General features: G+C 43.7%; 13 protein-coding genes and 3 tRNA genes. 7 read left to right on the forward strand and 9 right to left on the reverse strand.

The genetic code is table 11. The features are described 5' to 3' along the window. Positions 1-253 precede the first annotated feature (253 nt). Positions 254-1,738, forward strand: coding sequence for a lipopolysaccharide biosynthesis protein (locus P0M11_RS08445; RefSeq protein WP_158063447.1), 1,485 nt, complete (start codon positions 254-256; stop codon positions 1,736-1,738). 3 nt (positions 1,739-1,741) lie between these two features. On the opposite strand, the gene P0M11_RS08450 is transcribed toward P0M11_RS08445, so the two are convergent. From P0M11_RS08450 to P0M11_RS08475, 6 genes are all read right to left on the reverse strand, one after another. Beyond that, the gene (locus P0M11_RS08450) at positions 1,742-2,779 is read right to left on the reverse strand and encodes a hypothetical protein (protein WP_275625266.1); all 1,038 of its coding nucleotides are present in this window, start codon (positions 2,777-2,779) and stop codon (positions 1,742-1,744) included. Beyond that, positions 2,776-4,434, reverse strand: a complete 1,659-nt coding sequence (locus tag P0M11_RS08455; protein WP_275625267.1) for an amidohydrolase family protein — start codon at positions 4,432-4,434, stop codon at positions 2,776-2,778. Before P0M11_RS08455 ends, P0M11_RS08450 begins: the two co-directional genes overlap by 4 nt. Before the next feature lies 1 nt (position 4,435). Next, positions 4,436-4,918, reverse strand: a complete 483-nt coding sequence (locus P0M11_RS08460; protein WP_275625268.1) for a transposase — start codon at positions 4,916-4,918, stop codon at positions 4,436-4,438. 68 nt (positions 4,919-4,986) lie between these two features. Continuing rightward, entirely contained in the window at positions 4,987-5,874 is an 888-nt protein-coding gene (locus P0M11_RS08465) for a glycosyltransferase family 2 protein (RefSeq protein ID WP_275625269.1), read from the reverse strand. A gap of 9 nt (positions 5,875-5,883) precedes the next feature. Further along, entirely contained in the window at positions 5,884-7,281 is a 1,398-nt protein-coding gene (gene aspA / locus P0M11_RS08470; protein ID WP_275625270.1) for an aspartate ammonia-lyase, read from the reverse strand. A 92-nt stretch (positions 7,282-7,373) separates the two neighbouring features. Continuing rightward, positions 7,374-8,402: an N-acetylmuramoyl-L-alanine amidase gene (locus P0M11_RS08475; RefSeq protein WP_275625271.1), complete on the reverse strand. Its 1,029-nt coding sequence runs from the start codon at positions 8,400-8,402 to the stop codon at positions 7,374-7,376. Positions 8,403-8,536: 134 nt separating this feature from the next. On the opposite strand from P0M11_RS08475, the gene P0M11_RS08480 reads away from it, so the two are divergent. From P0M11_RS08480 to P0M11_RS08495, 4 genes are all read left to right on the forward strand, one after another. Continuing rightward, positions 8,537-8,621 (forward strand) — tRNA-Ser (locus P0M11_RS08480). Between the two features lie 20 nt (positions 8,622-8,641). After that, positions 8,642-8,716: transfer RNA gene (locus P0M11_RS08485), tRNA-Pro, on the forward strand. Between the two features lie 48 nt (positions 8,717-8,764). Continuing rightward, a tRNA-Arg gene (locus P0M11_RS08490) sits at positions 8,765-8,838 on the forward strand. Positions 8,839-8,884: 46 nt separating this feature from the next. Then, positions 8,885-10,108, forward strand: a complete 1,224-nt coding sequence (locus P0M11_RS08495; RefSeq protein WP_275625272.1) for a glycosyltransferase family 4 protein — start codon at positions 8,885-8,887, stop codon at positions 10,106-10,108. A gap of 1 nt (position 10,109) precedes the next feature. Here P0M11_RS08495 and prmA read toward each other — a convergent pair whose 3' ends face one another. Further along, entirely contained in the window at positions 10,110-10,940 is an 831-nt protein-coding gene (prmA, locus tag P0M11_RS08500) for a 50S ribosomal protein L11 methyltransferase (RefSeq protein WP_275625273.1), read from the reverse strand. 139 nt (positions 10,941-11,079) lie between these two features. Between prmA and ligA the strand changes: the two genes are divergently transcribed. Continuing rightward, on the forward strand, positions 11,080-13,080 hold the full coding sequence (gene ligA / locus P0M11_RS08505; protein ID WP_275625274.1) for an NAD-dependent DNA ligase LigA: 2,001 nt from the start codon (positions 11,080-11,082) through the stop codon (positions 13,078-13,080). A gap of 71 nt (positions 13,081-13,151) precedes the next feature. Here ligA and P0M11_RS08510 read toward each other — a convergent pair whose 3' ends face one another. Next, positions 13,152-13,610, reverse strand: a complete 459-nt coding sequence (locus P0M11_RS08510; RefSeq protein ID WP_275625275.1) for a hypothetical protein — start codon at positions 13,608-13,610, stop codon at positions 13,152-13,154. A gap of 29 nt (positions 13,611-13,639) precedes the next feature. Further along, the gene (locus P0M11_RS08515) at positions 13,640-14,062 is read right to left on the reverse strand and encodes a hypothetical protein (protein ID WP_275625276.1); all 423 of its coding nucleotides are present in this window, start codon (positions 14,060-14,062) and stop codon (positions 13,640-13,642) included. Between the two features lie 86 nt (positions 14,063-14,148). Here P0M11_RS08515 and P0M11_RS08520 point away from each other — a divergent pair, with 86 nt between their 5' ends. Further along, positions 14,149-16,155 (forward strand): heavy metal translocating P-type ATPase, encoded by a 2,007-nt coding sequence (locus P0M11_RS08520; RefSeq protein WP_275625277.1) that lies wholly within the window; start codon positions 14,149-14,151, stop codon positions 16,153-16,155. The last annotated feature ends 3 nt before the right edge of the window (positions 16,156-16,158 follow it).

The raw sequence follows: 16,158 nt of genomic DNA on the forward strand, positions 1-16,158 counted from the left end.
TTTCGCGCAAAGATAATGATTTAAAAAGGGTATGACAATTTTTGATGTATTGGCAACACTTTGGAAAAAGACTGTAGCCCCATGAATTTTTTATCGCCGCAATGCACAAAGCAGCCGTTTATTAACAATTATTAACATATTTTTCTATCTTTGCCTCTTGTGTGTTCTGGTGCTGCGGTACGGTCTCGATGAGTATATTTCATTACTATAAAGACTTCGCAGCTTTCTGACAATGATCCTATATTTCCGGTAGATGAGTGTAGTAGCAAGGCAGGGTTTTAAATATACAGTTATAGGCTATCTGGGATTTATCCTGGGCGCACTTTCAACTTATTTTGTCTTTCCCTATGATTTTGCATTTTACGGCAAGCTGAGTTATATCCTTACCACTGCCGAGATCATGGTCCCTGTAGTTGTATTCGGACTTTCCTATGCTAATGTTAAATTCTTTCACCAAACACAAAAAGAAGGCCGGCATCAGAATGTGCTTTCGCTGTCACTGTTAGGAATTCTGTTTAATTTTGTGGTTTTTACTGGCCTTTTTCTCCTGTTCCATTATGTTTTCCCCGAATACAAACAGGAAGAGTGGTGGAAGTTGAAATATATTATTCTTCTGCTGGTATTGGTACTGTCCATCTCCCACGTACTGAACAGGTATGTATCCAATTTCAAAAGGATTGTAGTACCCAATATTTTCGAGAATATATTTCCGAAACTGGCCAATCTGGGAGCGTTCTGCCTGTTTATATTCTTTGGAATGAGCCAGCCCTCGGCCTTCGGCTTTTTCTTCGCCATGTTTGTAATGTCTACGGTGGGTTATTTTGTGTATGCCAACTCACTGGAAAAAATAAAGCCGGACTTCAGTACTGCATATGTAAAAAAAGATGCGTTATGGAAGGATATTTTGAACTACAGCTTTTTTGGATTCCTGGGCAATATAGGTAACTATATCGCTATAAAAATTGATAAATTCATGATCGGCAATTCGCTGGGAATGGAAGAACTGGGTATCTACTCTACTCTGTTCGCCATGATTTCGCTGATATCGATACCGCAACTGGGACTATTCAATATATCGGCCCCAATTATCAATAAAAGCATTGCTGAAAATGATATGGAACAACTGGACCGTTTCCACAAAAAGACGTCACTGAGTCTCTTCTTTTTAGGTGCTGTACTGTTTTCCTGCCTTCTCGTTGGCTTCCCCTATCTGGTAAGCTTTATTAAGAACGGCACCATGCTGCGCGAATCCGAACCAGTAATCTGGATCCTGGGCTCGGCAATTCTGTTCGACCTGGCTACCGGCTTCAACGGAAACATTATATCAATGTCCAAATACTACCGTTATAATATCGTATTCATGATTTTCCTGGCGGCACTGACCATTGGACTCAACTATTATTTCCTGGAGCATACCGGTCTGGGTATAGCCGGTGTTGCGCTGGCCACGGCGATATCGCTCACACTGTACAACGTCGTAAAAATAAGTTTCAATTATTATAAATTCAGCGTACATCCGCTGTCAATTGAAATGATTTTTGTGTCCATTATTACAACAATGGCCATCACCGTAGCCATTATTCTGCCCGATTTCAGCAATAACTTCATCAACCTCATTTTCAAGCCCATCATTGTTTTAATAATGATCTATGTAGGGAACCATTTCCTGAAGATTTTCCCTATCCATGACTATGTGAACAGGAATTTTATCCGCAGTATTTTTAGACTTGGTAAATAACTTTTAAATCATTGAACGCAATGCTGCGTGCAGCGCGTCCGCAACTGCTTTTTGCGAATACGCCTGCAGAAAATTAAATGAGCATGCCGAAGCATTTAATAACAATTCCTCAATATTTTCTCTTTCGTTAAAAATAAAAGGAAATTCCTGTGCAGGATAATCTTCGGGGAAAACAGCGCATTTGCCAAAACGGATCGCATCACCCAGATTACCCGTCATTTTGGTAAGTCCATAAAATTCCTTCTGACTGAAAAAAGTGGTTTCAGACTGTAACGGACACCAGAGAACCGATGCTTTTCGCATCCAAGTTTCAAACGTTTTTGAATCTACTTTTTCCGTGAAGTACTGAATACTCACATTACCGGGTTTACTTTTGCCGAATTCGACAATCCATCTCAATTCCTCGCCGGCTGCCTTACCAAGAAAAACGACCTCAACCTCCGACCTAAAATGTCTGAGTTTTTGAAATATGCCGGCATAATCCCGCCGCTTTTGCGATACAGAGCCGGGAATGACGATGCAGAATCTGTCTGGGTTGACCTTATCAGAGAATTCATTAAACAAAACCGGCAAAGATTTATAAGGAGCTTTTACACCATCAGGATTGAGTAACAAAAGATGTTTAACTTTGCTGTAAACACGTGGTGCGGACAGCAAGCCTTCTTTCAGCAACAATTTCAAACGGTACGTATAATCACCCTGGAAAATTCCGCCAAACAGCTTGAAGGCAGAAGCCCGGCTGAAATTCTGATTGTGTACAATCACAGCTGTATTGAACTGTTCAGTAATCTTTTTAAATATATTAAAATAGCGGTGTACAGTACCGATAATCACCAAATCATAATCCGCGTCTTTCAGCATTCCCAAAAGATCAGGAGGTATTGTAATAATGCTGTCCGTCGCCGGCTTCTCAATAAGCTTAAAAACTTTTTCTGATAAATAATAATCTACTTTAAACTCTGCAGAATCCTGCATCAGCTGTACAAAATTACCCGCGATTTCCGCATGGGTATCCATTTCTATGTAGGCAATTCTTTTCACTGGCCGTGTACTTTCTGACCGCCGGAAAAAGTTTGCAATACTTTTGTCTGCAGAATTCTGTCTTCAGAAATATTCATCAGATCATCACTTAAAACTACAAAATCAGCAGATTTCCCCACTTCCAGGCTGCCCAGTTCATTGTCCTGAAAGGCTGCCTTTGCTGCCCAAATGCTCATACCGCGCAGCGCCTGTTCCCGTGTAAGCGCGTTTTCTTTTTGAAAACCGCCGACAGGTAAATGCTTAGCATCTTTTCTGGCTACAGCCGCATAAAAAGTCTTGATCGGATTGATCTCCTCCACCGGAAAATCAGTTCCCAATGGCAACCAGCCGTTCTGCTGCAGCAAATCCTGATAGGCATACGAATGTTTTAACCGTTCGTTTCCAATTCTGCTTTCAGCCCAGTTCATATCCGAGGTTGCATGGGTAGGTTGCACAGACGGAATGACACTATACTTACCGAAGAACCCAACATCATCTTTATCCACAATCTGGGCGTGCTCAATACGCCAGCGTCTGTCGTTTTTACCGTTCAGGACATCGCTATAGATTTGGAGAATGGTCCTGTTGGCCGAATCACCGATGGCGTGGGTACACATTTGAAGATTACTTTTGCTGAGTTTCTGCGCCAGATTTAGGAAGTGTTTTTTATCTTTAAGCAGGAATCCTCTCCACCCCTTCTTATCTGAATAATCATGCAGCAGGCAGGCACCTCGCGAACCCAGAGCACCGTCTGAATACACCTTATATCCTCCAAAGGTGATATTACCGTTGGTGAATCTTCCTTTGCCAATCCATTCATCATATGTGGCAGCATTATCCTCAAGTAAAGCGAAGATTTTCATTTTCAGAATTTCCTGCTCCTGGGCTTTTTCCAAAAGACCAAATGTATGTACCGACATGCCGCAATCGTGCAGCGAGGTCAGACCGTAGGAAAAACACTCTTTCTGCAGTTCACCGAAATACCGGATCGCCAAGTCATCCGAAATTTCAGGGATATGTTTTTCCACCAACAGCATGGCGTTATCAATAAGAATACCTGTGAGTTTTCCGTTAATCTTTTCAATTTCCCCACCCCTTACTTTGGTCTTAGCTGTGATTCCGGCGATATCCAGTGCTTTCTGGTTAGCAATTGCTGCGTGGCCATCAACCCTTTTTAAGTACACCGGACGGTCGGGAAACAACTGATCCAGTTTCGACTTATTGGGAAATTCCTTTACGGTCCAGTTATTCTGGTCCCAACTGCGGCCGTAAATCCATTCCAAAGGTGCCGTTTTAGAATACGCCGTCAGTCTCTGGATAATTTCTTCCCAGGATTTTGTGCCCCATAGTTCACATTTCCATTTATCGGTTGCGTAGCCGCTAAAATGACAGTGCGCATCAATAAAACCCGGGAAAACGGGTTTTCCCTGCAGGTCCTGAGTGTTTTTTGAACGGTAAACGTTTAGAATTTCGCTGGTTTTTCCCACTGCTACAACTTTACCATCTGAAACCGCCATGGCTTCAGCTGTGTCAAAATTTTGATTGACAGTGTAGATCTTAGCGTTGTGGATAATGAGATCGGCCGGTTTTTGAGCGGTAAGAAAAATTGAAAACAGTAGCAGGATTACTGTAGGGACAAGTCTCGACTTGTCCGTATGGGTGAAAACTATATTCATTTTATTCTTCATCTCTAAATTTGTCTTTTTCCCAGTTCTGAGGATTGTTTGAAATATATTGGAAAATTTTCTCATATGCTTCCTTGCTGCGCACAATGTGATCGTGAAAAGATCGCTGCCACCTAAAACCAGCATTTCCTTTAAGGTGAATTGCCTTAGAACTGGTGGTTTTGTAAGCACCCATTATTGACGAAACGGTCTTAATTTTTAATTCTTCGCTTTCAACCTTTGATCTGTCAATTTGAAACAGAAGATGTACATGATTTGGCATGACTACAAAATTATGAAGTTCCAGATAAGGATATTGCTTCGCCAGCCAAAGAATCTGCCTTTTAGCAATCAGTCCGGAATCATTTAGATAAACTTCGGCATAATGTACTTTCCCAAAGTGATGGCGGCGGTCTTTTGTGCAAACGGTTATAAAATAGATTCCATCCTGACTGTAATCATAATTCAGCATTCTGTTTCTTTTCCTGCTTTGCATTTTCGTGGTTTTTTTAGTGACAGGTCGTGACCTGTCAACCATAGCGCAAAGTGACAGGTCACGACCTGTCACTTCAGGCGTGATTTCTGCCACATCTCCTTCCACCGCAAATTCCTGATATACATTATTTCATCCTCAGTCAGTTCCCGATTACTGTTTTGCCTTATATAAGAATTCATTGTAATGAAAAATTCCGACAGCGATCTGTTCTTCAACGACGATTTGGCCGATGAGATAGCCGCCAAAGGCAAACTGAGCCCTATATTGTAATAATATTCACCCAGCTTTCTGGCTTTCTGATTTTTGTATTTATAGGCCGTAGGTCTAAGGTGTTTTACCCAGAGGGCTTTCACAGTGTGAATTTCCCAGCCGTTCTTTTTAGCCAGCATGACGTCTATATTGTCCCAACCAAGTACAGGTCTCAGACCGCTCATATCGAGAAAACACTGTTTTCGGTAGGCTTTTATCGGCCCGCGCACATGGTTTTTGGACGACAGATTCTCAAAAATCCACTGCCGCTTTTCATCCTTAAAATCATAAGCCAGCTGTTTTTCGAATACGGATTTCTTGATCCGCACCAAACCCGAAACCATACCGGCTTTCGGGAAGTCGCGGAAGACCTGCTGAACCTTCTGAAGGTAATCTGCGGGAAATATAATATCCGCATCGAATTTACAGATGACATCAAAAAGATCAAGATCTGCAGTGGCAAGTCCCTGATTGAACGTGCGCACCACTTTGGCTCCGGGCTCGTGCAGTGACTTATCAAGATTTTTTAGGCTGAATCTGGAATCCCTGCTCACGAAATCACGGACAATTTTTTCGGTATTGTCGGTAGATCCGTCATTAACTACCACGACAGAAAAATCCGTAAAGCTTTGGTGCAGCAGCGATTGCAGGCAAAAAGCGATATTCTGTTCCTCGTTATGAGCGGGAATAATGATAAGAAATTTCACTTCCCGTGATTATTTGTGCGGTTGAAGCATGTTTTTCGGATCCAGGATATCATCCAATTTTTCGCGGGTAAGCAGACCGTGTTCCAGCACCAGATCGTACACACTTTTGCCCGATTCCAGCGCCTCCTTGGCAATGACTGTAGAGTTTTTGTATCCAATATAGGGATTCAGCGCGGTTACGATACCGATACTGTTTTTTACCATATTCAGGCACACCTCTTTATTGGCTGTTATGCCTACAATACATTTCTCGCGGAGTGTATCCAGCGCGTTGCACAGGAACTGTATGTTTTCCATAATGGCGTGCGAAAGCACCGGCTCCATTACATTAAGCTGCAACTGCCCTGCTTCGGCAGCGAATGTCACCGTAAGGTCATTACCAATAACTTTATAGCACACCTGATTTACTACTTCGGGTATAACAGGATTTACCTTACCCGGCATTATGGAAGAACCCGGTTGCATAGGCGGCAGGTTGATTTCAAAAAGACCTGCACGTGGTCCGGAGGACAAAAGCCTCAAATCATTACATATCTTTGAAAGCTTTACCGCAAGGCGTTTGGTGGCTGATGAATAGATCACATACGAGCCGGTATCGGGTGTAGCTTCAACCAAATTAGGAGCGGAAACAATCGGTAAGCCTGTAATTTCAGCCAGGTTTTCTGCGCAAAGCCGGGCATAGCCCAATGGAGCATTAAGACCAGTCCCAATGGCTGTGGCACCCATATTTACCTCAACAAAAAGTTTGGCGTTATTGTTAAGTTTCTCAATATCTTCCTGAAGATTTGCAGCGAAAGCCTCAAACTCCTGTCCCAGAGTCATCGGCACGGCATCCTGCAACTGAGTGCGGCCCATTTTCAGGACATCGTGAAATTCTGCACCCTTGGCACGAAAGGCACTTACTGTGGTTTTTACCTTTTCAACTAGTTTCTGGTTCATCTGTATCAGGGCCAGTTTGATGGCCGTTGGATAGGCATCGTTCGTAGACTGCGAAAGATTGATATGGTCATTTGGTGAACAGAACTGGTAATCGCCACGATTTTTACCCATTTTTTCCAAAACACGGTTAGCTATTACTTCATTGGCATTCATATTAACAGAAGTACCTGCGCCACCCTGAATCATATCTATAGGAAACTGGTCATGTAACTGCCCCTCCAGCAGTTCATCGCAAACCTCGGCAATTTTATGGTACAGTTGCTCGTCCAGCAAGCCGAGTTCATAGTTGGTTTTAGCCGCTGCTTTTTTTACAAAAGCAAGACCCCGGATAAACTCCGGATAAGAAGAGAGAAGCTGACCTGAAATTTTAAAGTTCTCGATTGCACGCTGGGTTTGAACGCCGTAGTAAGCGTTTACAGGAACGCTGAGTTCGCCCAGCAAATCACTCTCTTTTCTATAGTTTTCCATTTGTTTTTATTTTGGGAAAGTTAAGGCTTTTTCCATAAAGCAAAAAACGCATTTCCCTTTGAAAATGCGTTCTGTAAATGATTTGCATCATCCTATTTCTGAGGATATTTCTGTATCAGCGCCTGTAAGATGGCCCATGTTTCCATATCCACCGTGCCGTCTGCTTTCTGTGGGCGGAAATGATACTGGAAAGCTTCCACGACCTTACGGTTCTCACTGTTCCATGTTCCTGTTGGAGTAATATCATAGCCAAACTGCTGCAGCATTGCCTGAACCTGCATAATGAAAGATGAACTGTTCTGCGCTGCCATAAAGGCTTCCGGTGTTGTTGTAGTCATATAACTCATCATAGTGGCATCATCATACCACATTCCGATCTGATACTCGTCATAGAGCCTCTTCCATGGGAACAAAGGTCCCGGATCCTGCTTTCTGGTAGGCGCCACATCTGAATGCCCCAAAACATTGGTTGGCGGAATCTGATACCTGTTAACAATATCTTTCGCCAGCGCAGCCATTTTTTTCAGCTGAACCTCATCGTAAGGCACAAAAACGCGGTTACCGGATGCATCTGTGGTGAAGCCCGTGTTTACTATTTCAATCCCAATGGAAGTGTCGTTTAAATTCTTATCCTTTCTCCAGGCACTGATGCCGGCATGATACGCACGCTTGTTTTCATCAACCAGCTGATAGATTTCATTATCCCCAGTAGCATTTACCAAATAATGCGAACTTACGGCCTGTTGTGTAAGGACGGTTTTGGATTTTTCCTCATCCAGCGCCGTATAATGCAGGATTACATATTTCTGCCGGAAGTTTTGGGCGACGGCAGGAAAATAAGTTTTAACAACATTGTATCCGGCAGGTCTGGCACTCACTATGGAGCCGTGACTTATTGTATTGTCATTCTTGGTGATATCACCAATGTTCTGCGTATAATACTCCACACCGTGTGACACCGTGAGTCCGGACTTTGCAGGTGTGGCAGGTGCAGGTTTTGGAGTTTGACTTTTTGGGACCGCCGTTGTTTTCACCGGTGTCTTCCTTACCGTAGTTCTTTTCTGAGAAGTGCACGAAACGATCAGCGTGCTTAATCCCATGATATATAATGCCTTAGTCATATTTTCTCTTTTTATTCGTTTAATTTTATCAAAAATACGAAAATTTATAAGTAAATTTTTTTGGTTCGTAACTAAATCATTTCTATATTTGCACTCGCAATTACAGAACAGAAGGTCATCAAAATATTGCAATAGGAGGGTTGCCGGAGTGGTTAACGGAGCAGTTTGCTAAACTGTCGACCTGCAAGGGTCGCGTGGGTTCGAATCCCACACCCTCCGCAACCTTTGGAAAGTATACTCGGGGCGTAGCGTAGTCCGGTCATCGCGCCTGGTTTGGGACCAGGAGGTCGCAGGTTCGAATCCTGCCGCCCCGACTTTTTTTTTATAAAATTCCTTCGGGAATTTTTTTTATTGGCACTTTAGGGTGCGTAGCTCAGCTGGATAGAGCATCTGCCTTCTAAGCAGACGGTCCCAGGTTCGAATCCTGGCGCGCTCACTGAAAAGAGAAATCAGAAATGGTTTCTCTTTTTTATTTTTGCCCTATGAAGCATCTTGTAATTATCGGCACTGTTTTTCCTGAACCCAATTCTACGGCAGCAGGCAGCAGGATGATGCAGCTCATCAGGTTTTTCCTTTCCGAAAATTACAAAATCACATTTCTGTGCGCCGCCTTACCCACTGAGTACAGCACAAATCTGGAATCGATCGGAGTTCAAACCAAAACCGTAAAATTAAACGACAGTTCTTTTGAAAAGGTGATTCAGGAACTGAATCCGGATACTGTATTATTTGACAGGTTCACTACGGAAGAGCAGTTCGGCTGGAAAGTTGCCGAAGTAGTGCCGCAGGCAGTCAGGATCCTTGATACGGAAGACCTCCACTTTCTGCGCAAAGGCAGAGAAGAAGCATTTAAGCAGGGAGTTGAATGCAGCCTTTCGCATCTGACCAATGACATTTTCAAAAGGGAGATGGCTTCAATACTGAGGTGTGACCTAAGCCTGATCATTTCAGAGTTTGAAATGGATTTACTTACCAATACCTTTAAAATACAGCGTGAACTGCTTCACTACTTGCCGTTGTTTGCCGAAAATTCAGTCGAAAGTCCGGGTTTTGAACACCGGCGGCACTTCATAAGTATCGGAAATTTCCTGCACGAACCCAACTGGCAGACAGTTTTAGGAATCAAAAAAATCTGGAAGGAAATCAGACGTCAAATCCATGATGCCGAGGTTCATATTTATGGCGCCTATGTCCCGCAGAAAGCCATGCAACTACATAATGTAAAAGAAGGTTTTCTCGTGAAAGGCCGTGCATCTGATGTTGCTGAAGTTTTTAATAAAGCCCGCGTCTTGCTGGCGCCCATCCCTTTCGGCGCCGGCATAAAAGGCAAGTTACTGGACGCCATGTCGCTGGGATTGCCTAATGTTACGAGTTCAATTGGTGCTGAAGCCATACCTGGCTTATTACCGTGGAGCGGCCATATTGCTGATGAGGAAGCAGATTTTATTGAAAAAGCCGCCCATCTCTACAGGGACAGTGCGGCTTGGGATACTGCGCGCAACAACGGTTTCAGAATTATAAATGAGCGCTTCAGCAAAGACCTGTTTCTGCCTGATTTCTCAAGCAAATTAGTCCATATCTCCGAAAATTTAAGTGAATTAAGGGCGAAAAATTTTATGGGCCAGATCTTACAGCATCATCAGTTCCAGAGCACTAAGTATATGGGCAAATGGATTGAAGAGAAAAACCGCGAACCGTTTAATTAACCTAGTTCTTTTCCAGGAGCAGGGACATCCATTCCTCGCGCTGCTGTTTGTTTTTCAGGACTAGATTGCATTTGCTACAAACTTCCAGAATATCATCTACATCAAAAAAGCAAAGTCCCGAAAGAAGAAGTTGCCCGCCGCTGTTCAAAACACCGTCGTAGGTCGGAATATCCGAAATCAGGATATTGCGGTTAATATTAGCCAGGATAACGTCGAATCTTTCGCTACCAAGATTGTCTGCAGTTCCCAATGATATATCAAGTTCCACATTATTCCGCGCTGCATTTTCCTTTGAATTTTCCACCGACCACTCGTCAATATCAATTGCAACTGTCCTGCCGGCACCTCTCTGTTTGGCAAAAATAGCCAGTACTGAAGTTCCGCAGCCCATATCCAAAACGGTTTTGTCCCTGAAATCCATTTCCAGCATCTGCTCAATCATCAAATGAGTAGTTGGATGATGGCCGGTACCGAATGACATCTTTGGTTGGATCACGATTTCGTGAAGATTTGGGTTAGGCTCATGAAACTCAGCGCGGATAAGCACTTTATCGGCCACATAAATAGGTTCAAAATTCTTTTCCCACTCTTCGTTCCAGTTGATATTGGGCATTTCGCGGAAGGTATAGGAAATTTTAATGTCCTCGTTATTCATCAATGCAATACCGGAAAGCTCCTTTTCATCAAAAATATCTTTAGGAATATAGGCCAGGATACCGTCATGCTCTTCTGTAAAACTGTCGAAGCCCACTTCAATCAGTTCAGCCATCAGGATCTCATTCCAGGGTTGTAACGGCTTAATCTTAAAGTCGAATTCCAGATAATTCTGCATCTCAATTTTTTTACAAAAATAGGTTTAATCGGTCAGCCTGCCAAGCGCTTATAAAAAGGCAAAGACAGCAGCATCACCTAGGATAAATTTGCCGCTGCTACTTGCCAACTTTCCTTATTTTTGCTGAAACGACTTCGCGATGACCGACAATATTCAAAAAAAAATAGAAGACCTGCGCACAGAACTTCATCAGCATAACTATAACTATTACACGCTGGATGAGCCTTCCATTTCTGATTTTGAATTTGATACGCTGCTGAAGGAACTTCAGGAATTGGAAGCAAAACATCCGGAATTTTATGACGCCAATTCACCTACAATGCGGGTGGGAGGAGCCATTACCAAAAACTTCCCTACTGTTACCCACCAGTTCAGAATGTATTCCCTGGACAATTCTTATGATTTCGTCGATTTGGAAGATTGGGAAAAACGGCTGCAGCGAACTTTAGACGAACCTGTTGAGTATGTGGCAGAACTCAAATATGACGGAGCCTCCATTTCAATCCTTTATGAAAACGGCCTGCTGAAGGAGGCAGTAACACGGGGCGACGGTTTCCGCGGCGATGAAATTACACCTAACGTAAAGACTATTTCCGACATACCATTGCAGATAAAAGGTGATTTTCCTGATAAATTCTACGTTAGAGGCGAGATTTACCTGACCCGAAAAAACTTTGAAAAAATCAATAAGAGACGGGAGGAAGAAGGTTTCGACCCGTTCATGAACCCGCGGAATACAGCCAGCGGCAGTCTGAAGATTCAGGATTCGGCAGAAGTTAGGAAACGCGGACTGTCTTCCGTTCTGTATCAGTTTATTTCCGAAGAAAATACCGCTGCAACGCATTGGGAACTTTTGCAGAAAACGAAGTCGTGGGGTTTCAGAATTTCGGAGCAGATGAAACTTTGTAAAAACCTGGACGAAGTAAAGGAGTTCATAACCTACTGGGATAGCCACCGTCATGAATTGAGCTTTGATATAGACGGAATTGTAGTGAAAGTGAACAGCCTGGCTCAGCAGAAAAAGTTGGGTTACACAGCAAAATCCCCACGGTGGGCCACAGCGCACAAGTTCAAGGCAGAGAAAGTGGAGACCGAACTTCAGAAGGTTACCTACCAGGTGGGACGGACCGGCGCCATAACACCGGTGGCCAACCTGAAGCCTGTTCTGCTTGCAGGAACTGTAGTGAAACGGGCAAGTTTACACAACGAGGACATCATAGCCAAACTAGACCTTCACGATCATGACTTTGTTTATGTTGAGAAAGGCGGCGAAATCATTCCGAAGATTGTGGGGGTAAATCAGGAAAAAAGAGCGCCAGGCAGCTCACCTGTGGAGTACATCAAAAACTGCCCCGAGTGTGGAACTGAGCTGGTGAAGGTAGAAGACCAGGCCATTCATTTTTGCCCGAATGACCTGCACTGTCCGCCCCAGGTGGTAGGAAGGATGATTCATTATGTCTCGCGCAAAGCCCTGAACATAGATAATCTGGGGAGCGAAACCATTGAACAGCTTTACCGGGCGAAACTGGTGGAAAACCCAGCCGATTTTTACGCTTTGACAAAAGAGCAGCTTTTACCGTTGGAAAGGATGGCCGAAAGATCGGCACAGAACATTATAGACGGCATTGAAAAATCAAAGGAAATTCCTTTTGAAAAAGTCCTTTACGGCATCGGAATCAAGCATGTTGGGGAAACAGTAGCGAAAAAGCTGGCTAAAAACTTCCCAAGCATTGAAGAACTTAAAAATGCCAGGGCTGATGAACTGGTTCAGGTGGAGGATATTGGCGGTAAGATTGCTGTAAGCATCACCGCATTTCTGCAGAATCCTGAAAACCTGCTGATGCTGGAGCGTCTGAAGTCCTATGGAGTGCAGCTGGAAGCAGGAGAAAACACGAACGAAGTCTTGAGCAATACTCTTGAGGGCAAAACTTTCCTTTTCACCGGAAAACTCTCTCTTTTCACGCGCGATGAAGCTGAAGAGATGGTGGAGAAACATGGCGGTAAAAACATATCAGCGGTTTCCAAGAACCTCAATTATCTGGTAGTTGGTGAAAAAGCGGGCAGCAAACTGAAGAAAGCACAGGAAATCGGCACCATAGAAGTGCTGGATGAACAGCAGTTTCTGGATTTGATAAGTTAAACAGTCTCTCGGGGTTTGCGGCGGCTTCGCCGCCGCAAACCCCGAGAGACTTAATCCACAGCGGCTGAAAACTAATGATTTACCTTCACAGCCAGCTCATATAAATTGCCCCGCATCAGGAACTTAATCCGTTCACGCGTAGTCACTGTATTGATCTCACCATCCTTTACCACGATGATCCTGTCTCCGGTGGCAATGTTTTGGTCGGCCAACCAGTCCTCGGGAAGTACATCGTCTTCCTTACGCTTCATCTCTTCCAGGATATCCTGCGCCATGTCCTGAAATCCTTCATCGTGACCATAGTAAACCTTATATTCCGGATCCAGCGCAACCCGGAAAACACGCCTGTCCTCTATAAGCTTGCCGTCTTCATTAGGTGTTGGATTATCTGAACCATCCGTAAAACCAACTTCTATAAGTTCACCCCCCTTTTCGGCGGCATACTGCTCAGCATCTTCAACTGTTTCGAAATTTGTTACTACAGTATACCCTCCAAAGGTATACTTCTGCAACCTGTCCTGCTCTTCCATAATATTATCGTTTTAATGTTTTTATTAAATTATCGGTCATCTTTCTTCTCGTCAATTTCCTCCTTCACCTCATGCCATTCATTATCCTTTAACTTGGCTTCTATTTTTTCCACTTTAAGGCTTTGCCTCAAATAGGCAAAAAGGCTCATATACACATTGGCCATGAATACCAGCGCAAAAAAAGAAATCAGATATCCCCGCCAGTCTTCAAACAGCAGTTTGTATTCTGTGACGATAAGGAAAAATGCCGTCACGTAATGACTGAAACAGTATTCGCAGGTAAACAGATAAAAGAATTTGCGGCTCAGCAGCTTTTCTTCTTCCTGCGACTTCTTCACGCAGTACTCACGGGGCTCCCGGAAAATTTCTTCATGAGTTACTGTCCAGGCAATACATGCTATGGGTACAGCTAAAATGAGAAGCCACAGGATTTGTACAGAAAGAACCTCCATGATTAAGTTTCCGACTTAAATTCAAAAGTAATGCCATGAGAATTGTGGTGCCGGTTTTGTATCTTGCCTAAAATACCCCTTATATTATGTCAAAAGAATGCTGCAGTATTGAGGAAAAACCGCAGGAAAACGGCCCTAATACTAGACCATCTCCTAAAGATAAAAGCGAGAATAAAACAGAAGATGGTCATGATCACGACCACAGCCACGACTCGGGCGAAAAAACAACTGTTCAGCACTTTCTGCCTGCCATTATATCACTAACGTTACTTAGTATAGGACTGCTGCTTCAGTATGTACTGAAGCCAGACTGGTTAAATGAGGGCTTAAGACTGGCATTATACCTGGCGTCTTATATACCGGTTGGTTTTCCGGTAATAAAGGAAGCCTGGCACAGTATTAAGCACGGCGATTTTTTTTCTGAATTTTTCCTGATGACCATTGCAACCATTGGTGCTTTTGCTATTGGCGAATATCCGGAGGCCGTGGCCGTAATGCTGTTCTATTCCGTAGGCGAAGTTTTCCAGGCTATGGCTGTCCAAAAGGCCAAACTGAACATCAAGTCGCTGCTGGACCAACGGCCGGATGAGGTGACGGTTATAGAAAACAAAATTCCGAGACTCATTAAAGCTCAGAGTGCAGCAAATGGACAGATGATCCAACTAAAGCCGGGTGAAAAACTGGCTTTGGACGGAAAACTGATTACCGAATCGGCATCATTCAATACCGCTGCGCTCACAGGTGAAAGCAAGCCCCGCACATACAAAAGCGGCGATATCGTGCTTGCGGGAATGATTAATGTCAACACTTTGTCTCTGGTAGAAGTTACCACTCCCTACGAAGATTCAAAACTGTCACGCATTCTGGAAATGGTTCAGAACGCCACTTCCCAAAAAGCGAAAACCGAACTTTTTATACGCAAATTTGCCAGAGTGTACACGCCCATCGTCGTCGTGCTCGCATTGTCCATCTGTCTGTTACCCTATTTCTTGATAGCTGATTATGAATTCCGGGACTGGCTGTACCGGGCGCTTGTGTTTCTCGTGATTTCCTGCCCGTGTGCTTTAGTCATTTCCATTCCTCTCGGATATTTTGGAGGCATTGGCGCCGGCAGCCGAAACGGTATTCTATTTAAAGGAAGTAATTTCCTGGATGTACTGGCAGGGATAAGGCATGTAGTTATGGATAAAACCGGAACCATGACAGAAGGTGTTTTTAAGGTTCAGGAAGTATACATTCGGGAAGGTTTTAACAAAGATGAAGTTTTACAGCGTATCAACACTCTTGAAAGCAAATCTACCCATCCAATCGCGACGGCAATCCGGGAATTTGTAGGGCCTGTAATCCATACAGAAGTACAGAATTTTGAAGAAATTGCCGGACATGGATTAAGAGGAATTTTAGATGGAAAGGAATATCTGGCCGGTAATTTTAAGCTGATGGACAAATTTAATATTGATCATCAAATTGAACATTCATCCATTTCAGACACACTTGTGGCTGTTGCTGTAACCGGGAAATTCGCTGGATATCTTACCATTTCCGATCAGATTAAAAAAGATGCAGCCGATGCGGTGAAAGAACTTAAAAAACTGGGTGTCAATATTACAATGCTTAGCGGCGACAAAACAGCTGTAGTAAAGGAGGTTGCAGATAAAATTGGCATTACGGATGCTGATGGTGATCTGTTACCTGAAGATAAGGTCACTAAGGTAAAGGCACTTAAATCCGGGCAGAAAAGCGTGGCCTTTGTTGGTGATGGCGTAAACGATGCCCCTGTGGTCGCCTTGAGCGATGTGGGAATAGCCATGGGTGGACTTGGCAGCGACGCTACTGTTGAAACTGCTGATGTGGTGATTCAGGACGACAGGCCTTCCCGGATCCCAATGGCAATCCGGATAGGTCGCGAAACCAAAAAGATAGTCTGGCAAAACATCATCATGGCATTTGGCGTAAAAGCGGTCGTACTGATTTTGGGTGCGGGCGGTTTAGCTTCGATGTGGGAAGCTGTTTTTGCGGATGTGGGCGTAGCACTATTAGCAATACTGAACGCAGTGAGGATACAACACAAGAATTTTTCATCAAATAAATAAAAC

It is taken from the genome of Kaistella sp. PBT33-4 (assembly GCF_029194425.1).
In the GTDB taxonomy this organism is placed as follows: domain Bacteria; phylum Bacteroidota; class Bacteroidia; order Flavobacteriales; family Weeksellaceae; genus Marnyiella.